General features: G+C 68.4%; 22 protein-coding genes. 12 read left to right on the forward strand and 10 right to left on the reverse strand.

The window, feature by feature from the left end:
- Window positions 1–2 precede the first annotated feature (2 nt).
- Entirely contained in the window at window positions 3–458 is a 456-nt protein-coding gene (locus AC3A5Z_RS18235; protein WP_487520739.1) for an Lrp/AsnC family transcriptional regulator, read from the reverse strand.
- Between the two features lie 110 nt (window positions 459–568).
- On the opposite strand from AC3A5Z_RS18235, the gene putA reads away from it, so the two are divergent.
- Genes putA through AC3A5Z_RS18250 form a run of 3 tightly spaced genes read left to right on the forward strand, consistent with a single transcriptional unit; the run spans window position 569 to window position 5,116 of the window.
- A complete protein-coding gene (gene putA, locus AC3A5Z_RS18240; RefSeq protein WP_487520740.1) occupies window positions 569–3,985 on the forward strand; it encodes a bifunctional proline dehydrogenase/L-glutamate gamma-semialdehyde dehydrogenase PutA in 3,417 nt (1,138 codons plus the stop codon).
- 31 nt (window positions 3,986–4,016) lie between these two features.
- Window positions 4,017–4,763, forward strand: a complete 747-nt coding sequence (locus AC3A5Z_RS18245) for a rhomboid family intramembrane serine protease (RefSeq protein WP_487520741.1) — start codon at window positions 4,017–4,019, stop codon at window positions 4,761–4,763.
- Window positions 4,760–5,116: a GFA family protein gene (locus tag AC3A5Z_RS18250; RefSeq protein WP_107662802.1), complete on the forward strand. Its 357-nt coding sequence runs from the start codon at window positions 4,760–4,762 to the stop codon at window positions 5,114–5,116. The genes AC3A5Z_RS18245 and AC3A5Z_RS18250 overlap by 4 nt, the downstream gene beginning before the upstream one ends.
- A gap of 54 nt (window positions 5,117–5,170) precedes the next feature.
- Here AC3A5Z_RS18250 and AC3A5Z_RS18255 read toward each other — a convergent pair whose 3' ends face one another.
- Window positions 5,171–5,956 carry an inositol monophosphatase family protein gene (locus AC3A5Z_RS18255; RefSeq protein ID WP_487520742.1) on the reverse strand — a complete coding sequence of 262 codons (786 nt, stop codon included), beginning with the start codon at window positions 5,954–5,956 and terminating at the stop codon, window positions 5,171–5,173.
- Between the two features lie 161 nt (window positions 5,957–6,117).
- Here AC3A5Z_RS18255 and AC3A5Z_RS18260 point away from each other — a divergent pair, with 161 nt between their 5' ends.
- From AC3A5Z_RS18260 to map, 3 genes are all read left to right on the forward strand, one after another.
- The gene (locus AC3A5Z_RS18260; RefSeq protein WP_487520743.1) at window positions 6,118–6,315 is read left to right on the forward strand and encodes a CsbD family protein; all 198 of its coding nucleotides are present in this window, start codon (window positions 6,118–6,120) and stop codon (window positions 6,313–6,315) included.
- Between the two features lie 164 nt (window positions 6,316–6,479).
- On the forward strand, window positions 6,480–7,754 hold the full coding sequence (locus AC3A5Z_RS18265; RefSeq protein WP_487520744.1) for a DUF2254 domain-containing protein: 1,275 nt from the start codon (window positions 6,480–6,482) through the stop codon (window positions 7,752–7,754).
- A 96-nt stretch (window positions 7,755–7,850) separates the two neighbouring features.
- The gene (gene map / locus AC3A5Z_RS18270; protein WP_487520745.1) at window positions 7,851–8,612 is read left to right on the forward strand and encodes a type I methionyl aminopeptidase; all 762 of its coding nucleotides are present in this window, start codon (window positions 7,851–7,853) and stop codon (window positions 8,610–8,612) included.
- An 84-nt stretch (window positions 8,613–8,696) separates the two neighbouring features.
- Here the strand turns inward: map and AC3A5Z_RS18275 are convergent, their stop codons facing one another.
- Complete coding sequence (locus AC3A5Z_RS18275; RefSeq protein ID WP_487520746.1) at window positions 8,697–9,602, reverse strand: LysR substrate-binding domain-containing protein; 906 nt, start codon at window positions 9,600–9,602, stop codon at window positions 8,697–8,699.
- Window positions 9,603–9,694: 92 nt separating this feature from the next.
- Here AC3A5Z_RS18275 and metF point away from each other — a divergent pair, with 92 nt between their 5' ends.
- Window positions 9,695–10,561, forward strand: a complete 867-nt coding sequence (metF, locus tag AC3A5Z_RS18280; protein ID WP_487520747.1) for a methylenetetrahydrofolate reductase [NAD(P)H] — start codon at window positions 9,695–9,697, stop codon at window positions 10,559–10,561.
- Between the two features lie 59 nt (window positions 10,562–10,620).
- Window positions 10,621–11,382 (forward strand): HpcH/HpaI aldolase family protein, encoded by a 762-nt coding sequence (locus AC3A5Z_RS18285; RefSeq protein ID WP_487520748.1) that lies wholly within the window; start codon window positions 10,621–10,623, stop codon window positions 11,380–11,382.
- A gap of 14 nt (window positions 11,383–11,396) precedes the next feature.
- Here AC3A5Z_RS18285 and AC3A5Z_RS18290 read toward each other — a convergent pair whose 3' ends face one another.
- From AC3A5Z_RS18290 to AC3A5Z_RS18305, 4 genes are all read right to left on the reverse strand, one after another.
- Window positions 11,397–11,939 carry a biotin transporter BioY gene (locus AC3A5Z_RS18290; RefSeq protein ID WP_487520749.1) on the reverse strand — a complete coding sequence of 181 codons (543 nt, stop codon included), beginning with the start codon at window positions 11,937–11,939 and terminating at the stop codon, window positions 11,397–11,399.
- Window positions 11,940–11,970: 31 nt separating this feature from the next.
- Entirely contained in the window at window positions 11,971–12,564 is a 594-nt protein-coding gene (locus AC3A5Z_RS18295) for a CbiQ family ECF transporter T component (protein WP_487520750.1), read from the reverse strand.
- Window positions 12,539–13,282 carry an energy-coupling factor ABC transporter ATP-binding protein gene (locus tag AC3A5Z_RS18300; RefSeq protein ID WP_487520751.1) on the reverse strand — a complete coding sequence of 248 codons (744 nt, stop codon included), beginning with the start codon at window positions 13,280–13,282 and terminating at the stop codon, window positions 12,539–12,541. Before AC3A5Z_RS18300 ends, AC3A5Z_RS18295 begins: the two co-directional genes overlap by 26 nt.
- A gap of 109 nt (window positions 13,283–13,391) precedes the next feature.
- Window positions 13,392–14,669, reverse strand: coding sequence for a 4-aminobutyrate--2-oxoglutarate transaminase (locus tag AC3A5Z_RS18305; protein WP_487520752.1), 1,278 nt, complete (start codon window positions 14,667–14,669; stop codon window positions 13,392–13,394).
- 203 nt (window positions 14,670–14,872) lie between these two features.
- Between AC3A5Z_RS18305 and dprA the strand changes: the two genes are divergently transcribed.
- Window positions 14,873–16,024 (forward strand): DNA-processing protein DprA, encoded by a 1,152-nt coding sequence (gene dprA, locus AC3A5Z_RS18310; protein WP_487520753.1) that lies wholly within the window; start codon window positions 14,873–14,875, stop codon window positions 16,022–16,024.
- Window positions 16,025–16,135: 111 nt separating this feature from the next.
- On the forward strand, window positions 16,136–18,823 hold the full coding sequence (gene topA / locus AC3A5Z_RS18315) for a type I DNA topoisomerase (RefSeq protein ID WP_487520754.1): 2,688 nt from the start codon (window positions 16,136–16,138) through the stop codon (window positions 18,821–18,823).
- A gap of 4 nt (window positions 18,824–18,827) precedes the next feature.
- On the opposite strand, the gene choV is transcribed toward topA, so the two are convergent.
- The 3 genes from choV to choX form a co-directional block, all read right to left on the reverse strand.
- On the reverse strand, window positions 18,828–19,856 hold the full coding sequence (gene choV / locus AC3A5Z_RS18320) for a choline ABC transporter ATP-binding protein (protein WP_487520755.1): 1,029 nt from the start codon (window positions 19,854–19,856) through the stop codon (window positions 18,828–18,830).
- The gene (gene choW / locus AC3A5Z_RS18325) at window positions 19,853–20,689 is read right to left on the reverse strand and encodes a choline ABC transporter permease subunit (protein ID WP_136791675.1); all 837 of its coding nucleotides are present in this window, start codon (window positions 20,687–20,689) and stop codon (window positions 19,853–19,855) included. Before choW ends, choV begins: the two co-directional genes overlap by 4 nt.
- Window positions 20,690–20,769: 80 nt before the next feature.
- Complete coding sequence (gene choX / locus AC3A5Z_RS18330) at window positions 20,770–21,696, reverse strand: choline ABC transporter substrate-binding protein (RefSeq protein ID WP_487520756.1); 927 nt, start codon at window positions 21,694–21,696, stop codon at window positions 20,770–20,772.
- An 83-nt stretch (window positions 21,697–21,779) separates the two neighbouring features.
- Here choX and betI point away from each other — a divergent pair, with 83 nt between their 5' ends.
- The gene (betI, locus tag AC3A5Z_RS18335; RefSeq protein WP_136791677.1) at window positions 21,780–22,364 is read left to right on the forward strand and encodes a choline-binding transcriptional repressor BetI; all 585 of its coding nucleotides are present in this window, start codon (window positions 21,780–21,782) and stop codon (window positions 22,362–22,364) included.
- Window positions 22,361–23,812, forward strand: a complete 1,452-nt coding sequence (gene betB, locus AC3A5Z_RS18340; RefSeq protein ID WP_487520757.1) for a betaine-aldehyde dehydrogenase — start codon at window positions 22,361–22,363, stop codon at window positions 23,810–23,812. Before betI ends, betB begins: the two co-directional genes overlap by 4 nt.
- The last annotated feature ends 8 nt before the right edge of the window (window positions 23,813–23,820 follow it).

Below are 23,820 nucleotides of genomic sequence, written 5' to 3' on the forward strand. Positions count from 1 at the left end.
CCTCACACCGGCGCCTCCTTCACCGTCTCCATCGCCACATAGGTCGAGGTCGAGGCGACATGCGGCAGGGCCGAGAGCTTCTCGCCCAGCACCCGCCGGTAATCCTGGATGTCCGAGGTGCGCACCTTCAGCAGGTAGTCGAAGCGGCTGGCGATCATGTGGCATTGCTCCACCTCGGGGATCGTCTGCACCGCGCGGTTGAAGGCCTGCAGCGCCGCCTCGCGCGTGTCCGAGAGCTTCACCTCCACGAAGGCCACATGCGCCTGACCCATCCGGATCGGGTCCAGCCGCGCGCCGTAGCCGGTGATGATCCCCGCCTCCTCCAGCCGTTTCATCCGCGCCTGCACCGGCGATTTCGACAGGCCGATCCGTCGCGCCAGCTCCGTCGCGCTGATCCGCCCCTCGGTCGCCAGCACCCGCAGGATCGCCCGGTCGAACTTGTCCAGCTCCGTATCCATCCGTCCCGCCAGCCTCCTCATCTTCAGCCGTTTCGCCTGCCGTTTTCCCCACATCGGGACAATCGGCTTTTCGTTCCCCTGTATGATAGGCAAAACAGGAGAGTGACACCATGCTCGACAGCCGCGCAGCGCCTTGGACCGTGATCGAAACCGCCAGCCTCGCCGACGAGGACGAGCTGGTGGCGCGGCTGATCGGCGAGGCGGGGCTCGACAGCGCGGCCCGCGCCCGCATCACCGCCGCCGGCGCCGACCTCGTGCGCCGCATCCGCTCCGGCGCGAAGCCCGGGTTGATGGAGGTCTTCCTCGCGCAATACGGCCTCTCGACCGAGGAGGGCATCGCCCTCATGTGCCTCGCCGAGGCGCTCCTGCGCGTGCCCGACGCCGAGACGATGGATGCGCTGATCGAGGACAAGATCGCCCCCTCGGACTGGAACCGCCACCTCGGCAAATCCGCCTCCAGCCTCGTGAACGCCTCCACCTGGGCCCTGATGCTCACCGGCAAGGTGCTGGAAGACCGCGAGCCCGGCATCGCCGGCCATCTGCGCGCCGCGGTCAAGCGGCTGGGCGAGCCGGTGATCCGCTCCGCCGTCGCCCGCGCCATGAAGGAGATGGGCCGCCAGTTCGTGCTGGGCGAGACCATCGACGCCGCGATGACCCGCGCCCGCGAGCTTGAATCGAAAGGATACACCTACAGCTACGACATGCTGGGCGAGGCCGCCCGCACCGAGGCCGATGCCCGCCGCTACCACCTCGCCTACAGCCGCGCCATCACCGCCATCGCCGCCGCCTGCACCAGCCGCGACATCCGCGAGAATCCCGGCATCTCGGTGAAACTCTCGGCCCTGCACCCGCGCTACGAGGTGGCCAAGCGCGAGCGGGTCATGGCCGAGCTCGTCCCCCGCGTCCGCGCGCTGGCGGGTCTCGCGAAAGCCGCAGGCCTCGGCTTCAACATCGACGCCGAGGAGGCCGACCGCCTCGCCCTCTCGCTGCAGGTGATCGAGGAGGTGCTGAAAGACCCCTCGCTCGCCGGCTGGGACGGATTCGGCGTCGTGGTGCAGGCCTATGGCCGCCGCGCCGGGGCGGTGATCGACTGGCTCTACGCCACCGCCACCCGGCTCGACCGCCGCATCATGGTGCGGCTGGTGAAGGGCGCCTATTGGGACGCCGAGGTGAAGCGCGCACAGGTGCTGGGCCTCGCAAGCTTCCCGGTCTTCACCCGCAAGCAATCCACCGATGTCAGCTACATCGCCAATGCGCGCAAGCTCCTCGGCATGACCGACCGGATCTACCCGCAATTCGCCACCCACAACGCCCATACTGTCGCCGCCGTGCTCGAGATGGCGCCCGACACCACCGCCTTCGAGTTCCAGCGCCTGCACGGCATGGGCGAACGGCTGCACGATATCGTGCTGACCGACCGCGGCACCCGCTGCCGGATCTACGCCCCGGTCGGCGCGCATCGCGACCTTCTGGCCTATCTCGTCCGCCGCCTCCTGGAAAACGGCGCCAACTCCAGCTTCGTCAACCAGATCGTCGACGAGGATGTGGCCCCCGAAACCGTCGCCGCCTGCCCGCTGACCGCGATGGAGAACCTTCGCCCAGTCGAAAGCCCGGCGATCCCGCCTGCGCCGCAGCTCTTCGGCAGAAGGCAGAACTCGCGCGGCCACGACCTGACCGACAGCGCCGACCTTGCCGGGATCGAGGCCGCCCGCACCCCGCACCGGACTGCCAATTTCGAGGCCCGGCCGATCCTCGCCGAAGGCCTCGCCGGCGGAGCGCGCGCCGAGATACGCAACCCCGCAACCGGCGAGCGGGTCGGCCACGTCCTGCCCGCCACCGCCCCCGACATCGACGCCGCGCTGCATCACGCCCTGCCATGGGAGGCCGCACTGGAAGAGCGGGCCGAGGTGCTGCGCCGCGCCGCCGATCTCTATGAAGCCGAATCCGGCACGATCTTCGCCCTCCTCGCCCGCGAATCCGGCAAGACCCTCGCCGATGCCGTGGGCGAGCTGCGCGAGGCCGTCGATTTCCTGCGCTACTATGCCGCCGAGGCGAAGCCCGCCCAGCCGCGCGGCCTCTTCGCCTGCATCAGCCCGTGGAACTTCCCGCTCGCCATCTTCACCGGCCAGATCGCCGCCGCCCTCGTCACCGGCAACGCGGTCCTCGCCAAGCCCGCCGAGCAGACCCCGCTGATCGCCGCCTTCGCCACCTCCCTCCTGCACCGCGCCGGGGTGCCGCGCACCGCGCTGCAACTGTTGCCGGGCGAGGGCGCCAGTGTCGGCGCGGCCCTGACCCGCGATCCCCGCGTGAAGGGCGTCGTCTTCACCGGCTCCACCGAAACCGCGCTGACCATCCGTCGCGCCATGGCCGACCACCTCGACCCCGGCGCACCCCTGATCGCGGAAACCGGCGGGCTCAACGCCATGCTGGTCGATTCGACCGCCCTGCCGGAACAGGCGGTGCGCGACATCCTCGCCTCGGCCTTCCAGTCGGCAGGCCAGCGCTGCTCGGCGCTGCGCTGCCTCTACGTTCAGGAAGACGTCGCCCACACCGTGCAGGAGATGCTCTTCGGCGCGATGGACGAACTCACCTTGGGCGATCCGTGGGATCTGGCGACCGACATCGGCCCGGTGATCGACGCCGAGGCGCAGGCCGACATCCAGGCCTACATCGGGGCGGCGCGCGGCGAGGGCAGGGTGCTCAAGCAGCTGCAAACCCCCGCCAGCGGCCATTTCATCCCGCCCACCGTGATCCGGGTCGGCGGCATCAAGGACATGCCGCGCGAGATCTTCGGCCCGGTGCTGCACATCGCGACCTTCAAGGCGTCGGAGATCGACGCGGTGATCGACGCGGTGAACACCACCGGCTACGGCCTGACCTTCGGCCTGCACAGCCGGATCGACGACCGGGTGCAGCGCATCGTCGAGCGGCTCTGCGTCGGCAACACCTATGTCAACCGCAACCAGATCGGCGCCGTGGTCGGCAGCCAGCCCTTCGGCGGCGAAGGCCTCTCGGGCACCGGCCCCAAGGCGGGCGGCCCGGCCTATCTCGCCCGCTTCACCACCACCCCGGCGCCGCAGGGCAGCCCCGACGCCAGCACCGCGACGCTGCCGCCCCTGCCGCAGCCCGCCGAAGCCCCGCTCGCCCGCCACAACCTGCCCGGGCCCACCGGCGAATCGAACCGCCTCTCCACCGTGCAGCGCCCGCCGCTCCTTTGCCTCGGCCCCGGCAAGGCGACCGCCGCGGCGCAGGCCGAGGCGATCCGCGCGCTGGGCGGCCTTGCGGTCGAGGCGCCGGGCCTCGCGCCGGAAATCCTCACCACGGCAGAAGGCTTCTCCGGCGCGCTCTTCTGGGGCGAGGGGGCGCGGGCCTATGCGCAGGCGCTCGCCGCGCGCAAGGGGCCGATCCTGCCCCTGATCTGCGACCGCCCCGACGCGGCCCATGCCACGCTGGAGCGTCACCTCTGCATCGACACCACCGCCTCGGGCGGCAACGCCCAGCTTCTGGCGCAGGTCGCCAAGGCTTGACGCTGCAAGGCGGATCGGGAACGCTGCCGCGATGTTCCCGATCCGCGATCACAACCCCTCCGGCCGCACGCCCTATGTCACCTACGCGCTGATCGCGGCGAATGTGGTGATCTTTCTCGGCTATTGGCTGGTGCTGCCTACGGAAGAGGCGCTGAACGGGTTCTTCTTCCGCTTTGGCCTCGTTCCCGCCGCCGTGACCTCGGGGCAGGGCTGGGCGGGCTTCCTGACCTCGATGTTCCTGCACGGCGGCTGGATGCATCTCTTCGGCAACATGCTGTTTCTCTACATCTTCGGCGACAATCTCGAAGACCTGATGGGGCATGTCGGCTTTCTTGTCTTCTACCTCGCCGCGGGCCTTGCGGCGGCGGCGGGGCAGGTGCTGGCCGACCCGTGGTCGCCGCTGCCGATGGTCGGCGCCTCGGGCGCCATCGCCGGCGTGATGGGCGGGTATCTCCTGCTCTTTCCCCGAGCCAAGGTCGATGTGCTGATCATCTTCGTGATCTTCTTCCGCATTTTCCCGATCCCCGCCTGGATCATGCTGGGCCTCTGGTTCGGCCTGCAGCTCATCAGCGGCCTCTCCGCCCCCTCCGACATGGGCGGCGTTGCCTATTGGGCCCATTCCGGCGGCTTCCTTGCCGGGCTGGTCTTCACCCTGCCGTTCTGGCTCCGCAAGGGCGGCCCCGCCTTCTGGAGCGTGACCCACGGCCAGCCGCCGCATCCGCATCCCGATTACGCGCTGCAGCGCAGCCGCATCCCTGTCGTGAGGAGAAGACGATGAAAGGCACCTGCCACTGCGGCGCCGTCGAGATCGAGGTGACGCTCGCCGACGGCCTCGCCACTGCCCGCCGCTGCGACTGTTCCTTCTGCAGCCGCCGCGGCGCGATCGCGGTGACGGCGAACATGGGCGATCTGACCGTGGTGAAGGGGCAGGACAACCTGACCCTCTACCAGTGGAACACGAAGGTCGCGAAGCACTGGTTCTGCAAGACCTGCGGCATCTACACCCATCACCAGCGCCGCTCGAACCCGAACGAATACGGCGTGAACGTCGGGATTCTCGAAGGCGTGAACCCCCGCGATCTGGGCGAGGTGCCGTGGTCGGACGGGGTGAACCACCCGTCCGACCGCTGAAACGAAAAAGGGAGGGCCGAAGCCCTCCCTCACGTCAGAACCAAGCCTGCGGTCTCAGCCGCGGATCACTTTGCGGAACTCCTCGAAGAGATTGGGGTTGCCGCAGATCAGCGCGCCCTTCTCCAGGGGCTCGTCGCCCTCGCGGATGCCCGACAGCATGCCGCCCGCCTCGCGCACGAGGATGATCCCCGCTGCCACGTCCCACGGAAAGAAGCCGCGCTCCCAGTAGCCGTCGAAGCGCCCCGCCGCCACATAGGCCAGATCCAGCGAGGCCGTCCCCCAGCGCCGCACGCCCGCGCAGATCGGCATCAGCCGCGCCAGATCCTGCAGGCTCGCGGGCAGCGGCCCGCGCCCGGCGAAGGGAATGCCCGTGGCAAAGATCGACTCGATCATCGACCGACGCCCCGACACCCGCAGGCGGCTCTCGTTCATCCAGGCCCCGGCGCCCTTCTCGGCCCAGAACATCTCGTCCTTGGCCGCGTCGAACACCACGCCCGCCACGATCTCGCCCTTGTGCTCCAGCGCGATCGAGATCGCCCAGTGCGGCAGGCCGTGCAGGTAGTTGGTCGTCCCGTCCAGGGGATCGACGATCCAGCGCCGCGTCGGGTCGGCCCCGTCGGTCTCGCCGGTCTCTTCGCCGAGCCAGCCATAGGTCGGGCGCGCGCCCATCAGCTCTTCCCGGATGATCCGCTCCGCCTCGCGATCCGCGCGCGACACGAAGTCGCCCGGACCCTTGGCCGAGACCTGAAGGTTCTCGACCTCGCGGAAGTCCTTCACAAGGGCGCGGCCAGCCTTGCGGGCCGCCTTGATCATCAGGTTGAGGTTCGCGCTGCCTTGCATCCGGGGGCTCCATCCGTTCAAGGGCGTGTCTATAGCCACCGCAGGCCCGGAAGGGAAGGGGATCGCGCACCCGCCTTGCCGGAAAGGGCCGGAAGCCCAAGGGAACGCGCACCCGCCGCGCCGCGTTGATCCGCCGTAGCAACCCTGTAAGGAGAGACTCCATGAACTGGGATCAAGTGCAAGGCAACTGGAAGCAGATGACCGGCAAGGCCAAGCAGCAATGGGCCGACCTCACCGACGACGATCTGGCCCATGCCAACGGCGACCGGGAAGTGCTGGAAGGCAAGATCCAGGAACGCTACGGCGACAGCAAGGAAGAGGCCAAGCGCAAGGTCGACAGCTGGATCGACTCGCTCTGAGCCTTCACCGACGACACGAACGACCGGCCCCCTCGCGGGGCCGGTTTGCCATCCCGGTCGCCGCGCCCAAGGCAAGCCCCGCCGAAAGCCCCCTCGAAAGCCCCCTCGAATCCGCGCTGCGGATCCGCTAGCCTGTCCAGATCTTCCCCAACGCGGAGCGGCGCATGTCCAAGCTCAGATGGCTCTTGTCGCGCACGCTGAAGGAGCTGTGGGTCCGGGTCTCGCTCTTCGCCCTGCTCGGCGTGGCCGCCGCAGCCGCCGCCTGGCTCGCCAGCCGCTTCCTCGAAGGCAAGGCCCCGCTCGAGATCAGCTCCGAGGCGATCGACAGCCTCCTGACCATCATCGCCTCCAGCATGCTCGCCGTCACCACCTTCTCGGTGGGGGCGCTGACCTCGGCCTATGGCTCGGCCACCTCCAACGCCACGCCGCGCGCCACGCCGCTTCTGACCGAGGATCAGGTGGTGCAGAATTCGCTCGCCACCTTCGTCGGCTCCTTCCTCTTCAGCATCGTCGGGCTGATCGCGCTGAAGGTCAGCTTCTACGGCCCCGAAGGCCGCGCCGTGCTGTTCCTCGTCACCCTCGTCGTCATCCTGCTGATCGTGCTGGCCCTGCTGCGCTGGATCAACCAGCTGACCAAGCTCGGCCGCGTCTCCGACACGATTTCCCGGATCGAGGATGCCACCAGCGCCTCGATGACAGCCCGCATCGCCCTGCCGTTTCTCGGCGGGCGCTCGCTGCCCGATTACGACGAGGGCCGCCCGGTGCATTCCGAGGCGGTGGGCTATGTGCAGTTCGTCGATACCGACGCGCTCTCCGATCTCTGCGAAGCGCATGACATTGACATCGACGTGCATGTGCTGCCCGGAACCTTCGCCTATTCCGGCTCCGATCTCGCCCATGTCCGGCATCTGCCCGACGGCGGGCGGCACCCCGGCCCGCTCCCCGACGAGATCGCCAAGGGCATCCGCGCCGCCTTCACCATCGGCATCGCCCGCACTCTCGATCAGGATCCCCGCTTCGGCCTCGTGGTGCTGAGCGAGGTGGCGCAGCGCGCCCTCTCTCCGGCGGTGAACGATCCGGGCACGGCGATCGACGTGATCGGGCGCCAGACCCGTCTGCTCAGCTTCTGGGTCGAGGCTTGGCAGGAGGCGGAGAAGACCGAGCCGGATTATCCCCGCGTCCGCGTGCCCGCCCTCGGCTATGACGATCTCTTCGAGGATGCCTTCAACCTGATCGGCCGCGACGGCGCGGCGCAGGTCGATGTGATGCTGCGTCTGGTGAAGGCGCTGCAGGCGCTGACCCGCATCGGCCCCCCCGCCGCCCGCGCGGCAGCCGCCCGGCAGCTGCGCCTCACCCTGTTGCGCGCCAGCGAGAACCTGCCCGACAAGGACGACCTGCGCCGCCTTCACGCTGCGGTCGATCCGGCAGCGGCGGGTTAGGGGCGCCCGTCACGAATCGCGGCGCGCTGCCCCGGGCCGGGCGACAAGCACGCCGGGCTCTGCTAAGACCGAACCCGCCGCCGCAGGGAGCAGAACATGACGATCACCCATCAGGACGAGCTCGAGGGTCTGAAGGACATCGGTCGCATCGTCGCCAACACGATGCAGGCCATGGCCCGGGCGATGGAGCCCGGCATGACCACGCGCGAGTTGGACGCCATCGGTCGCGCCCTCATGGAGCGCGAGGGCGCCACCTCCGCGCCCGAGGCGACCTACGATTTTCCCGGCGCCACCTGCATCAGCGTCAACGAGGAAATCGCACATGGCATCCCCGGCGACCGGGTGCTGGCGGCGGGCGATCTGGTGAACATCGACGTGTCCGCCTCGAAGAACGGCTTCTTCGCCGACACCGGCGCCAGCTTCCGCCTCGCACCTCCGGCCCCCGCGCGCGCCACGCCGGAACTCGACCAGCTCTGCCGCGACGGCCGGCGCGCCATGCAGATCGGCATCGCCGAGGTCGGCAGCGGCAAGCCCTTGGCCGGGATCGGCAAGGCCATCGGCCGCTTCGCCTCGAAACGCGGCTACACCCTGATCCAGAACCTTGCCAGCCACGGCGTCGGCCGGGCGCTGCATGAATACCCCGAGGAGATCGCCACTTGGCCGACCCGCGACCGGCGGCGGATGCACAAGGGTCTCGTGCTGACGGTGGAGCCCTTCCTGTCGCGGGGCGGCGTGCTCGCCACCGACGGCGACGACGACTGGACGCTCTACAGCCACCCCCGCGCCCCGGTGGTGCAGTATGAGCATACCGTGGTCGCAACGGATCGCGGGCCGATCATCGTCACCCTGCCGGCGTGAGCCGCGAAATCCCTGCGAAACGGTTAACGCTCTGAGGGTTTCCCTGTAGTTTCAGCGCCTTGCCCCGATTTTCACGCGTGAAATTCACCCCCGCTGCAGCTTCACCGGCTCGCTCCGCCCCAGCTTCAGGAAATGCGCCATGAAGGGCTTGGTGGCGTCCTCTTCCCTCGTGGCCGCATAGAGCCGCTTCGTGATCACCCCCGGACCCAGCGGCCGGGTGATGTAATCGGCATGGCTCTTGATGTCCCGCAACACCCAGTCCGGCAACACCGCCACCCCCCGGTCCGAGGCCACCAGCATCAGGATCACCGCCGTCAGCTCCACCTGCCGCGTCCCCCGAGGCTCCACCTTGGCCGGGGTCAGCAATTCGGTGAACACGTCCAGCTTGTCGCGCGAAACCGGGTAGGTGATCAGCATCTGGTCGCGGAAATCCTCCGCCTCCACCACCTCCTTCGCCGCCAGCGGATTCCCCGCCGCCCCGACGAAAACCGGGTGGTAATCGAACAGCGGGTTGAAGATCACCCCATCGAGCGTCACCGGATCAGACGAGATCACCAGATCCACCTCCTCCCGCATTAAGGCCGGCAAGGCCCCGAAGGCCAGCCCCGCCCGGATATCCACGTCCACCTCCGGCCAGGCCCGGCGGAACAGTTCCAGCACCGGGAACAGCCATTCGAAACAGGCATGACACTCGATCGCGATATGCAGCCGCCCGGTCTTCCCCGACTTGAGCCCGCGGAATTCCTCCTCCAGCGCGTCGATCTCCGGCAGGATCCGCTCCGCCAGCCGCAGCATCCGCATCCCGGCGGCGGAGAGTTTCAGGGGCTTCGAGCGCCGCACGAAAAGCTCGATCCCCGCCTGATCCTCCAGCCCCTTCACCTGATGCGACAGCGCCGACTGGGTCATGTTGAGCATGTCGGCAGCCCGCGCCAGCCCCCCCGCCTGATGGATGGCGCGGATGGTGCGGAGGTGGCGGAACTCCAAGTGCATACTAGCATGAACCTCATATTGATCTTGAGTATTATGAATTTGTCTCACATCGCCCAAGCTGCGACAAGGGTGGCAGGAAACAGGAGTGTGCCATGACCCGTCCCCGCATCTCGTTCGAATTCTTCCCGCCGCAGACGCTGGATGCGTCCTTCCGGCTGTGGGAGACGGTGCAGATGCTGGCGCCGCTGAAACCGACCTTCGCCTCGGTGACCTATGGCGCGGGCGGCACCACCCGCAAGCTGACACATGAGGCGGTGACGACCATCGGCAGGAACTACGGGCTGAACGTCGCGGCGCATCTGACCTGCGTCGATGCCACCCGCGCCGAGACGCTGGAGATCGCCGCCGCCTATGCCGAGGCGGGCGTGACAGAAATCGTGGCCCTGCGCGGCGATGCGCCGAAGGGGGCGGAGCGCTTCACCGCCCATCCCGAGGGCTTTGCCAATTCGATCGAGCTGATCGAGGCCTTGGCCGCGACCGGCAAGTTCACCCTGCGCGTCGGCGCCTATCCGGAGCCGCATCCCGAGGCAGCCGACACGCTGGCCGATGTGCGCTGGCTCAAGCGCAAGATCGACGCCGGGGCGAGCAGCGCCATTACCCAGTTCTTCTTCGAGGCCGAGACCTTCCTGCGCTTCCGCGACGCCTGCGTGGCCGAGGGCATCACCGCGCCGATCATTCCCGGCATCCTGCCGATCGACAACTGGGCGGGGGTGAAGAAATTTGCGCAGCGCTGCGGGACGGCCGTGCCGCAATGGCTGGACGATGCCTTCGACCATGCCAAGCGCGACGGGCGCGAGGAGCTTCTGTCGGTGGCGCTCTGCACCGAGCTTTGCGACACGCTGCGCGCCGAAGGGGTGGAGGATCTGCACTTCTACACGCTGAACCGGCCGCACCTGACGCGCGAAGTCTGTCACGCTCTGGGCGTGGTGCCGGAGCTGGCGCTGCAGAACGTCGCCTGAGGCTTGCCGCTGCGGCAGGATCGGCTACCCTCGGCCCCCCGGGAGCCGAGGAGAACCGCATGACCCTGCCGAAAAACGCTTTCAAGCAAGCCCTTCTGGACGGGAGGCAGCAGATCGGGCTGTGGAACGCCCTGACCGGTCCGCTGGTCGCCGAGGCGCTGGCCGGCTGCGGCTTCGACTGGATCGTCATCGATACCGAACATGCGCTGACCGATGTGCCCGACACGCTGGCGATGATGCAGGCGATGGCGCCCTATCCGGTGAGCCCGGTGGTGCGGCCCGCCTCCAACGACGTGGTGCTGATCAAGCGGCTTCTGGATCTGGGGGCGCAGACGCTGATCGTGCCCTATGTGCAGGATGCCGAGGAGGCGCGGGCGGCGGTGGCGGCGATGCGCTATGCACCGCGCGGCATCCGGGGTGTCGCGGGCATGACCCGGGCCGGGCGCTTCGGCGCGATCCCCGATTACACCCAGCGCGCCGAGGAGGAGCTTTGCCTGATCGTGCAGGTGGAGACGGCCGAGGCGCTGTCGCGGATCGAGGAAATCGCGGCGGTCGATGGGGTGGACGGGCTGTTCATCGGCCCGGCGGATCTGGCGGCCAGCATGGGCCATCCGGGGCAGCTGATGCATCCCGAGGTGGTTGCGGCGATCGAGGATGGCATCCGCCGCATCGCCGCCGCAGGCAAGCCGCCGGGCATCCTGACGGCGGATGCCGCATTCGCGCGGCAATGCATGGCCTGGGGCACGCGCTTCACCGCGGTGGGGATCGACATCTCTCTCATGGTGAACGCCGCGCGACAGCTGTCGGCGGCGTTCAGGTAGCGCAGAAACGAGGGTCAGGGGCGCGAGAGCAGCGCCCCGGGCCGCACCCGGGCCAGACCGTTGGTGATGAGGCCTGCGAGCACCGTCTTGATCAGGTCGCCGGCAAGATAGGGCAGGTTGAGCAGCGCGGCTTCGGGCAGGGTCTTGCCCAGCACCACCGCCATGCCGATCGTGCCGAAGGCATACATCACCACGATCCCGCCGAGCACCGCGCCGAGAAAGGCGGCGATGCCGACCGGCAGGCTGGATTTCTCGACCACCAGACCGGCGAGGAAGGCTGCCACCGGGAAGCCGATGATATAGCCGACCGTCGGCCCCGCCAGCACGCCGATGCCGCCACGCCCGCCCGAGAGGAGCGGCAGGCCGAGCATCACGAGAAGCAGGAACAGAAGCACCGCCAGCGCCCCCTTGCGCGCCCCGAGCACGGTGCCGCAGAGCATCACGCCCAGGGATTGCGCGGTGATCGGCACGCCCGTGACCAGCGTGATCTGCGGCACGAGGCCGAGAACGGCGATGAGGGCGGCGAAGAGCGCGATTTGCGTGACGGACCGTTCCATGAGTTCTCCCGGGTAAGTGTGGCGGCAGGGCTCAGAGCCCGCCGCGGGCGCGCAATGCTTCGGCGACGTGATCGGCATCGTCAAGCGCCGTCAGCGCCACCGGCACCACGATGCGCCAGTTCGCCCGCCCCGCCGCCCGGGCACGCCAGGCCTCGGCCAGTTGCGCCACGCGGGCGAGGAAGACCGGGGTGAAGCGGATCACCAGCGCGATGGAGACCGCCAGCACCCGCGGCGACAGGCCGAAGCGGGCGAGGGGGGCGGCGAGACGCTCCACCACGGAAATCATGTCCTCGAGCCGGGTGGTCATGGTCACGAGATTGGCCAGAGCCACCGCCGTCAGGAGCCGCAGCCCGACCTCGATGCCGCGCGGCAGGTCGGCGGTCCAGACGTGCCAGACCAGCAGCACCAGAAGGAAGGGCCAGAGCGGCCGGATCATCCTGAGCCCGTGGCGGGCAAAGACCATGCCCTGCGCGGGATAGAGCGCCAGCACCGCTGCCGCCGCCAGCACCAGCCCGCCGACCGGCAGCAGGGTGAGGGCGATGGCGAAGAGTGCCAGCAGTGCCAGCTTCAGCCCGGCGGGCAGCTGGTGCAGGCGGGTCTCAACCGGGGAGGTCAGAGTCAGCATCGGAGGCCCCCAGTCGCGTCATTTCGGATTTGTATTCTGCGATCACCGGCTTGGCCGGCCCGTCGCGCAGGATGCGACCGGCCTCGAGCCAGATCACCCGGTCGTAGCCCGCGAGCAGCGCAGGATCGTGGGTGATGGTGACGAGCCGCTGCGGCAGGGCGGCGAGTTGGCGGGAGAGGCGGATCTGCATCGGCAGGTCGAGCGCGGTGAAGGGCTCGTCGAGCAGGATGGTGCGCGGTTCCATCACCAGGATCGACAGCAGGCAGAGGAAATGCCGCTGGCCCTGCGACAGGGTGGCGACCGGCGCCTTGGCCCAGTGCGAGCGTCCGTGGCGGGCGAGGGCGGCCAGCGCCGCCGCCTGCGCCTCGGCGGGGGTGCGGCCCTGCTGGCGCAGACCGAAGGCCAGTTCCTCCTCCACCGTGGGGAAGATGATCTGGTGGTCGGGGTTCTGGAACAGGATGCCGAGCGCCGAGAGCATTTCGCGCCGATCCTTCTCGGGGCGCAACCCGTCGACGGTCACGGCGCCGGTGGTGGGCGAGATCAGCCCGGCGATCAGCCGCAGGAGCGAGGTCTTGCCCGAGCCGTTGCGGCCGAGGATGCCGATGCGCTGCTCGACCAAGGTGGTCGAGAGTTCGGACAGGATGACCCGGCCATCGACGGAGTAACCGGCATTCATCAGGGAAATGCCGGGCGAAGCGGCAGGGGCGGTGGTGTTCATCGCAAGCCTTCTAACAAACGAAAATCGAGAAATTGCCCGGGCTGTCTCCGAAATAATGGTCGGAGCGACGCGGGGGCCGGGGGCCCCCGCATGCCGGAAAGTGGTGCTCTCAGCCCTGGCGCGCGGCGGCGACCGAGGCTTCGAGGATGTCCATCGCCTCGGCGAAATGCGCGTCGGGGATGGTGATCGGTGCGAGGAAGCGCACCACATTGCCGTAGACGCCGCAGGTCAGCAGGATCAGCCCGCGCTTCTGCGCCTCGAGCCGGACGCGGTTGGTGAAGCCCGCGTCGGGCTCCTTGCTGCCCGGGTCGGCGAATTCGACCGCGACCATGAAGCCTGGGCCGCGGATGTCGGAGATCTCGGGCGTGGTGGAGCGGATCTGCTCCAGCCGCTGCTTCAGCCGGCTGCCGAGCTCGTTGGCGCGGGCACAGAGGTCCTCCTCCTCGATCACGTCGAGCACGGCGTGGGCGGCGGCGATGCCCAGCGGGTTGCCGCCATAGGTGCCGCCCAGACCGCCGGGATGCGCCGCATCCATCATCTCGGCCCGGCCGGTGACCGCGGCGATCGGCAGGCCGCCGCCCAGACCCTTGGCCATGGTGGTGAGATCGGGCGCCACGTCATAGCCGTGCATCGCGAACAGCGTGCCGGTGCGGGCGAAGCCGGTCTGCACCTCGTCGGCGATCATCACGATGCCATGCTCGTCGCAGAGCTTGCGGATGCCGCGCACCAGATCCGCGGGGGCAGGGTAGAAGCCGCCCTCGCCCTGCACCGGCTCGAAGATGATCGCGGCGACGCGGCTTGGGTCGAGATCGGCCTTGAAGAGCTTGGTGAGCCCGGACATCGCATCGGCGGTCGAGACGCCATGCACCTCCTGCGGGAAGGGGACGTGGTAGACATCGGGCATCATCGCGCCGAAGCCCTTCTTGTAGGGCTCGACCTTGCCAGTCATCGTCATGGTCATGAAGGTCCGGCCATGGAAGGCGCCGCCGAAGGCGATGACGGCCGAGCGCCCGGTGTGGATGCGGGCAATCTTGATCGCATTTTCGACCGACTCGGCGCCGGTGGTGACGAAGACGGTCTTCTTGGCGAAATCGCCGGGCGCCGCGGCGTTCAGACGCTCGGCCAGACGGATGTAGGATTCGTAGGGCAGCACCTGATGGCAGGTGTGGGTGAAGCGGCCCATCTGCTCGGCCACGGCGGCCATGACCTTGGGATGGCAATGGCCGGTGTTGACCACGGCGATGCCTGCGGCGAAGTCGATGTAGCGCTTGCCCTCGATATCCCAAACCTCGGCGTTCAGCGCCCGGTCGGCATAGATCTGGGTCTGCATCCCCACCCCGCGAGAGATCGCGTCGTCACGGCGGCGGCTTACGTCGGCGTTCAGCATGTCAGGCTCCGTTGGTTGCACCGCTCCGGGTGCAGGTCTGGTTCTCTTTGCTCTTGTTTTGCTGCAAGTTCAATCGTGATCCGTGTCACAAGACCGTCTGGATGCGGCAGAAAGCCTGTATCCCCGGTGCGGGAGCGCGATGATTCATCCGGCGTTAACCTTGCTCGGGCCATGCTGCGGGCAGCGAAGGCGGCGAGGGTGCGATGGCGGTTGCGGTTCGGGACGAAGGGCCTGCCACGGCAGGCGAGGAGGCGCTGGAGCGGCTGCGGCTGATCCGCTCGCGCCGCGTGGGGGCCGTGACCTTCCACCGCCTGCTGCAGGAGCATGGCACGGCCGCGGCGGCGCTGGAGGCGCTGCCCGAGATCGCCCGTGCCGCCGGGGTGGAGCATTACGCCCCCTGTCCCGAGGAAGTCGCGCGCAACGAGCTGTCGCTGGGCCGGGTCGCCGGAGCGCGGCTGCTCTGCCACGGCGGGGCAGGCTATCCGCGGGCGCTGATGGATCTGCCCGACGCGCCGCCGGTGCTCTGGGCGCAGGGCGATGTGGGGCTGCTCGCCCGGCCGATGGTGGCGCTGGTGGGGGCGCGCAATGCCTCCAGCCTCGGGCTGCGTATGGCGCGGCGGCTGGCCGGGCAGCTGGCGGAGGCCGGCTATGTCATCGTCTCGGGTCTGGCGCGCGGCATCGATGCCGAGGCGCATCAGGCGGCGCTGGCGGGGGGCACGGTGGCGGTGCAGGCAGGCGGGGTGGAGGTGGTCTATCCCGCCGAGAACGCCAAGCTCGCCGCCGAGGTGGCGGCGCGGGGCTGCCGGATTTCCGAGCAGCCGATGGGGCTGGAGCCGCAGGCGCGGCACTTCCCGCTGCGCAACCGGATCATCTCGGGGCTGGCCCGCGCGGTCATCGTGGTGGAGGCGGCGGCGCGTTCGGGCAGCCTGATCACCGCCAAGGATGCGCTGGATCAGGGGCGCGAGGTTTTCGCCGTGCCCGGCCATCCCTTCGATGCGCGGGCGGCGGGCTGCAACATGCTGCTGCGTGACGGCGCCACGCTGATCCGCCATGCCGCCGATGTGATCGAGGCGATCGGCAAGGCGCATCCCGACGTGGTGCTGCCGGTGGCCCCGCCGCTGCCGCCCGCCCCGCCGCCCCTGCCCGGCCCGGTGCCGGAGCGGCGGCCGCTGCGCGAGGTGGCGCTGCTGCATGGCCGCATCCTCGAGCGTCTGGGGCCAAGCCCAATGGCCGAGGACCAGCTGATCCGCGATCTGGCGCTGCCCGCCGCGCATGTCGCGCCGGAGCTTCTGGCGCTGGAGCTGGAGGGGCGGATCCAGCGGCAGGCGGGGGGCCTGCTGTCGCGACTCGACTGACTGCGGGCCCCGGGGCGGCGATCTGGCGCGACCGCGGGTCCATTGACAATCGCGATCAATCCCCCACATCTTGCCGCGCTATCGCCGGGCTTGGTCGCAGAAGAGGTTTTCATGGCAGTCGTCGTCGTCGAGTCCCCGGCCAAGGCCAAGACAATCAACAAGTATCTGGGCTCCGACTATACGGTTCTCGCCTCCTACGGCCATGTCCGCGACCTGCCGCCGAAGGACGGGTCGGTCGATACCGAGCATGACTTCGCCATGAAATGGGAGGTCGCGGCCGACAGCAAGAAGCATATTCGCGCGATCACCGATGCGCTGAAGACCGACAATGAGCTGATCCTCGCCACCGACCCCGACCGCGAGGGCGAGGCGATCTCGTGGCACCTGCAGGAGGCGCTGGCTTCCAGCATCAAGAAGGGCGTGACCGTCAGCCGCGTGACCTTCAACGCCATCACCAAGGAAGCGGTGACGCAGGCGATGAAGGCCCCGCGCGAGGTGGATGCGGCGCTGGTCGACGCCTATCTGGCGCGGCGGGCACTGGACTATCTGGTGGGCTTCACCCTGTCGCCGGTGCTCTGGCGCAAGCTGCCGGGGGCGAAATCCGCCGGGCGGGTGCAGTCGGTCTGCCTCAGGCTGATCGTCGAGCGCGAGATGGAGATCGAGGCGTTCCGGGCGAAGGAATTCTGGACGGTGGGCGCGCTGCTCAGCACCCCGCGCGGGCAGGAGTTCGAGGCGCGGCTGACGGTGCTCGGCGGCAAGAAGCTCGACAAGTTCGACATCCCGACGGCCGAGGCGGCGGAGCTCGCGGTGCATGCCGTCACCTCGCGCAGCCTGAGCGTGCAGTCGGTGGAGGCCAAGCCCGCCGCCCGCAACCCCTCGGCCCCCTTCATGACCTCGACCCTGCAGCAGGAGGCCAGCCGCAAGTTCGGCATGGGCGCCAAGCAATGCATGAACGCGGCGCAGCGGCTCTACGAGGCGGGCTACATCACCTATATGCGGACCGACGGCATCGACATGGCGCCCGAGGCGGTGATGGCGGCGCGCGACGAGATCAAGCGGCGCTTCGGTGCGAACTACGTGCCGGACAGCCCGCGCATGTACAAGAACAAGGCCAAGAACGCGCAGGAAGCCCACGAGTGCATCCGGCCCACCGACATGTCGGCCGCGCCCGACAGCCTGCGACTGACCGAGGCTGACCAGCGCAAGCTCTACGAGCTGATCTGGAAGCGCACCATCGCCAGCCAGATGGCGGCGGCGCGGCTGGAGCGGACGACGGTGGACGTCGGCAGCAAGGACGGGCAGGTGGTGCTGCGGGCAACGGGGCAGGTGGTGCTGTTCGACGGCTTCCTCAAAATCTACGAGGAAGGCCGAGACGACGATGCCGATGACGAGGGCCGTCTGCCGCAGATCATGCAGGGCGAGCCCGCCGAGAAGAAGTCGGTGACGCCCGAGCAGCATTTCACCCAGCCGCCGCCGCGCTACACCGAGGCGACGCTGGTGAAGCGGATGGAAGAGCTCGGCATCGGCCGGCCCTCGACCTACGCCAGCATCCTGACGACGATCGTCGACCGGGAATATGTCCGCAAGGACAAGAACCGGCTGTTCCCCGAGGACAAGGGGCGGCTGGTGACGGCCTTCCTGACCAACTATTTCCGCAAGTATGTGGAATACGATTTTACCGCCGATCTGGAAGGCGAGCTCGACGACGTGTCGGCAGGTGAGCGCAATTACAAGGACGTGCTGGCCCGATTCTGGCGCGACTTCTCGGCGGCGGTGGCCGAGACAGCGGATCTGCGCATCGGCGAGGTCCTGAGCCGGATCGACGATTTCCTCGCGCCGCACCTTTACCCGCCGCGCGCCGACGGGTCGGACCCGCGGGTTTGCCAAGTTTGCGGCACCGGGCGGCTGCACCTGAAGACGGCGCGCTCCGGCGGGGCCTTCATCGGCTGCGGCAACTATCCCGAATGCCGCTACACGAGGCCGATCTCGGTCGGTGGCGAGGAGTCGGGGATCTCGCCCGATGGCAAGGTGCTCGGCAATGACGAGAACGGCCTGCCGATCAGCCTGCGCGCCGGGCGCTTCGGGCCCTATGTCCAGCGCGGCGAGGCCTCGGAGGCGGAGCCCAAGCCGCCGCGCTCCAGCCTGCCGAAGGGCTGGGCGCCGGACAGCATCGATCTGGAACGGGCGCTGATGCTGCTGAACCTGCCGCGTCAGGTCGGCCCGCATCCCGAGGATGGCGCGATGATCGAGGCGGCGCTGGGGCGCTACGGGCCCTACGTCAAGCACAACAGCACCTATGCCAACCTCGCGGATGCCGAGGAGGTCTTCACCATCGGCATGAACCGTGCGGTCGAGGTGCTGGCGCAGAAGGCGACGCGGGGTCGGGGCGCCACGGCGGCGGCCGCGCCGATCAAGGAGCTGGGCGAGCATCCGGATGGCGGGCTCGTGCAGGTCATGCCGGGGCGCTACGGGCCCTATGTCAAATGGGGCAAGGTGAACGCGACGCTGCCCAAGGAGCTGGCACCCGAGGCGGTGACCCTGGACGAAGCGCTGGCGTTGGTGGCCGAGAAGGCCGGCAAGTCGGGCAAGAAGAAGGCTCCTGCCAAGAAGGCGGCGGCCAAACCGGCGGCGAAGAAGCCGGCGGCCAAGGCTGCGGACGGGACGGCGGCGAAGAAGACCGCCGCCAAGAAGCCTGCGGCCAAGGCGGGCGAGGCGGCGGCAAAGAAGCCTGCCGCCAAGAAGCCGGCGGCGAAGAAACCCGCAGCCAAGAAGACCGCGTCGGAGCCCGACGCGGCCTGAGGGCTCAGACGGTGCCGCGCGGGTCGATGAGCCGCGCCATCACCGCCTCGGAGCGGATCGTGCCGCAGACGCCGGTCTCGTCGGTCACGGCGATCTCCGACGCGCCGTCGCGCAGCATCTCCATCACCTGCCGCACCGGCGTGGTGCAGGCGACGCTGTGCAGCCCGGAAGACGGCCCCGCCACCATCACGTCGCGCGCCGTCAGCACCCCGAGCGGGTTCATGTGGGCGACGAAATCGGCCACGTAATCCGACACCGGATTGGCGATGATCTCGCGCGCGGTGCCGCATTGCACGATCCGCCCGCCCTCCATCAGCGCGATCCGGTTGCCGATCTTGAAGGCCTCGTCGAGATCGTGGCTGACGAAGATGATGGTGCGCTTCAGCGAGGATTGCAGCTCCAGGAGCTCGTCCTGCAGCCTGGCCCGGATCAGCGGGTCGAGCGCCGAGAAGGGCTCGTCCATCAGGAGGATCGGCGCATTGGTGACGAAGGCGCGGGCGAGGCCGACGCGCTGCTGCATCCCGCCCGAGAGCTCGCCCACCTTGCGATCGGCCCATTGGCTGAGGTTCACGAGCTTCAACTGCTCGTCCACCCGGGCGCGGCGCTGCGCTGGCTTCAGGCCCGCCATCTCCAGCCCGAGGCCGACGTTGTCGCGCACCGTGCGCCAGGGCAGCAGGCCGAAGGCCTGGAACACCATGGCGATGCGGCTGAGCCGCAGGCTGCGCAGGTCATCCTTGCTGGCATGGGTGACCGAGACCATCTTGTCGCCGTCATTCACCCGCACCTCGCCGCGCACCACCGGGTTCAGCCCGTTGACGCCGCGCAGGAGGGTGGACTTGCCGGAGCCGGAGAGACCCATCAGCACGAGGATTTCGCCCTCGGCCACGGTCAGCGAGCAGTCGTGCACGCCCAGCACCTGACCGGTGGCGGCCTGGATCTCGGACCGGCTCTGGCCCTTGTCCATCAAGGGCAGGGCGCGTTCGGGGTGATCGCCGAAGACGATGGAAACCTTGTCGAATTCGACAGCCGTCATTTGCGCGTCACCCTCAGCATGCGGTCCAGAATGATCGCCACGACGACGATGATGAAGCCCGATTCGAAGCCGAGCGAGGTGTTGACCGAGTTCAGCGCCCGCACCACCGGCACGCCGAGCCCGTTGGCGCCGACCAGCGCCGCGATGACGACCATCGACAGCGACAGCATGATGGACTGGGTGAGCCCGGCCATGATCTGCGGCAGGGCATAGGGCAGCTCCACCTTCCAGAGCCGCTGGCTCGGGGTGGCGCCGAAGGATTCTGCGGCCTCCATCAGCGCGGGCGGGGTGGAGGCGACGCCAAGCCAGGTCAGGCGGATCGGCGCGGGCAGCACGAAGATCACCGTGGCGATCAGGCCGGGCACCATCCCGAGACCGAAGAAGACGATGGCGGGGATCAGGTAGACGAAGGTGGGCAGCGTCTGCATCAGGTCGAGGAGCGGGCTGATGCCGCGTTGCAGCTTGGGGCTGTGCGCCGCGAGGATGCCGATCGGCACGCCGATGGCCATGCAGGTGATGCAGGACATCAGGATCAGCGTCATGCTCTGCATCGTCTCTTCCCAGTAGCCCTGGTTGAGGATGAAGGCGAAGCCGACCACCACCAGCAGGCAGACCCGCCAGTTGCGCTGCAGATACCAGGTCAGCGCGGTGAGCACGGCGATGATGATGAGCGGATGCGCGCCCTCCATCACCACGAGGCAGGCATCGATCACCGCTTGCATCGTGCTGCGGATGAATTCGAAGACGGGTCCGCCATGTGCGTTCAGCCAGTCGAACGCCAGCTTCGACCATCGGCCGACGGGTATCTTGTAATCGGTCAGCCAGTCGATCATGCGGCCCCCTGATGATGTGGAAATTGGGTCCGGGTTGTCCCGGTGGCCCCGCGATCAGCGACCGCGGGGCAGGGGGCGGATCAGAGACCCAGCGCCTCTTTCACGACCGGCAGGCCTTCCTTGCCGTCGACGGTGGTCACCCCGGCCAGCCAGGGCTCGATGGTGGCGGGATTGGCCTTCAGCCATTCCAGCACGGCCTCGTCGGCTTCCTGGCCGTCATCGAGGATCTTGCCCATGATCTCGTTTTCCATCGGCAGGGTGAAGGTCTGCTGACCCAGCATCTTGGCGACGTTCGGGCAGGCCTCGGCGAAGCCCTTGCGCACAACGGTGTTCACCACGCCTTCCGAGCCGAAGAAATCCTCGCCGCCGGTGAGGTATTTCAGCTCGAAATTGGCGTTCATCGGATGCGGTTCCCAGCCGAGGAAGGCCACGCCCTTCTCGGTCGGGTAGATCCGCGCGACTTGGGCCAGCATGCCCTGTTCGGAGCTTTCGACGATCTCGAAGCCTTCCAGCGGCCCGCCCGGCTCGGTCAGGCTGATCAGATAGCCGTTGCCCTCGTTGCCGGCCTCGATGCCGTAGACCTTGCCGTCGAGGTCATCCTTGAACTTGGCGAGGTCGGCGTAGGACTTGACGCCCTTGTCATAGAGGTAGCCCGGAACGGCGAGGGTGTACTTCGTGCCGGTCAGGTTGGTGGTCAGCGTCTCGATCGTGCCGGAGTCGAGGTAGGGTTTGATCGCCCCTTCCTGCGCGGGCATCCAGTTGCCGAGGAAGACGTCGATATCGCCCTTGTCCATCGAGGCATAGGTCACCGGCACGCCGAGGATGTCGACCTCGACCTCGTAGCCGAGCGCTTCGAGCACCTGCTTGGTCGCCGAGGTGGTCACGGTGATATCGGTCCAGCCGACATCGGAAAAGCTGACCGCGGTGCAGTCGGATTGCGCCAGGGCAGGGGCTGCAAGGGCGAAGGCGGCTGCCGAAGCGAGCAGCGCCGATCTGAAGGACGTCATGTAGGTCTCCCCGTTTTTTGTTGATTGACGAGTCAATAAACTTCACGATAGCTCGGCTTGGCAAGGATTATATGGGCGGGCCGATGCCGAAACTTGGGATGGAGCCTATTAGAAAGGCAGCGCTTGTCAAAGCGACGATTGTGGAGATCGGTCGCACCGGCAGTCTGGACGTGACCGTGAGCCAGATCGCCAAGCGGGCAGGCATGTCTTCGGCTTTGGCGCATCACTACTTCGGCGGCAAGGAGGCGATGTTCCTCGCCGCGATGCGCCATGTCCTGTCGCTCTACGGCGCCGAGGTGCGCGGCGCGCTCTTGTCGGCCGAGGGGCCTGAGGCGCGGCTGGTGGCGATCCTGCGGGCCTCGTTCTCGCCGACCAACTTCCGCCGGGAAGTGGTGGGGGCGTGGCTCAACTTCTATGTGCTGGCGCAGACCGTGCCCGAGGCGCGGCGGCTGCTGGCGATCTATCAGCGGCGGCTCAGGTCGAACCTGCTCGTCTGCCTGCGCCCGCTGGTGGGCCGCGAGGCGGATGCGCTGGCCGACGGGCTGGGCGCGATGATCGACGGGGTCTACCTGCGCGAAGTGCTCAAGGCCGGGCCCCCCGACGGCGCGGCGGCAGTATCGATGCTGCTCGCCTATCTCGATGCAGAACTGAAAGGCAACCGTCAATGAAAGCGCAACCCGAAGCCAGCCATTTCGTCGATGGCCGTTACCTTGAGGATGCCGCGGGCGCCGAGATCGAGGTGATCTTTCCCGCGACCGGCGAGGTGATCGCCCGGCTGCACGAGGCCACCCCCGCCGTCATCGAGGCGGCGCTCGCCTCGGCTGCGCGGGCGCAAGCCGAATGGGGCCGGATGCGCCCAGTGGAGCGTTCGCGCATCCTGCGCCGCGCCGCCGACATGATCCGCGACCGCAACGAGGCGCTGAGCCTGTTGGAGACGCTCGATACCGGTAAGCCCTTGCAGGAAACCACCGTGGCCGACTGGCCCTCGGGCGCCGACGCGTTGGAGTTCTTCGCGGGGCTGGCTCCTTCGGTCACCGGCGAAACGATCCCGCTGGGGCAGGATTTCGTCTATACCCTGCGCGAGCCGCTGGGCGTCTGCGTCGGCATCGGCGCTTGGAACTACCCCAGCCAGATCGCCTGCTGGAAGGCGGCCCCCGCGCTCGCCCTTGGCAACGCGATGGTGTTCAAGCCCTCCGAGGTGACGCCGCTGGGCGCCTTGAAGCTGGCCGAGATCCTGATCGAGGCCGGGCTGCCCGCCGGGCTCTTCAACGTGGTGCAGGGCCGTGGCGCCGTGGGTGGTGCGCTCGTCACCGATCCGCGGGTCGCCAAGGTCTCGCTCACCGGCTCGGTGCCGACCGGGCGCAAGGTCTATGCGGCGGCGGCCGAGGGCGTGCGGCATGTGACGATGGAGCTGGGCGGCAAGTCGCCGCTGGTGATCTTCGATGATGCCGATCTGGAAAGTGCCGTGGGCGCGGCCATGCTCGGCAACTTCTACTCGGCGGGGCAGGTCTGTTCCAACGGCACGCGGGTCTTCGTGCAGCGCGGGCTCAAGGAGCGCTTCCTGAAGCGGCTGGCCGAACGGTCGGAGGCGATCCGCATGGGCGACCCGCTCGACCCCGAGACGCAGATGGGTCCGCTGGTGTCGCAGGCGCAGCTCGACAAGGTGCTGGGCTATATCGGCAAGGCAAAGGCCGAAGGCGCGCGGCTGGTCTGCGGCGGCGAGGCCTCGGTTAGCCCCGGCTGCTATGTGCAGCCCACCGTCTTCGCCGATGTGACCGACGGGATGACGCTGGCCTGCGAGGAGGTCTTCGGCCCGGTGATGGCGGTGCTCGATTTCGACACCGAGGAAGAGGTGATCGCGCGGGCCAATGCCACAGACTTCGGTCTGGCGGCGGGGGTGTTCACCGCCGATCTGGCGCGCGGCCATCGGGTCGTGGCGCAGCTGCAGGCCGGGACCTGCTGGATCAACGCCTACAACCTCACCCCGGTCGAGAGCCCCTTCGGCGGCTCGAAGATGTCGGGCGTGGGCCGCGAGAACGGCAAGGCCGCCATCGAGCACTACACGCAGGTGAAGTCGGTCTATGTGGGAATGGGCCCGGTCGATGCGCCCTACTGAGGTATTGT

Source organism: Cereibacter sp. Soil_C_27 (assembly GCF_057657095.1).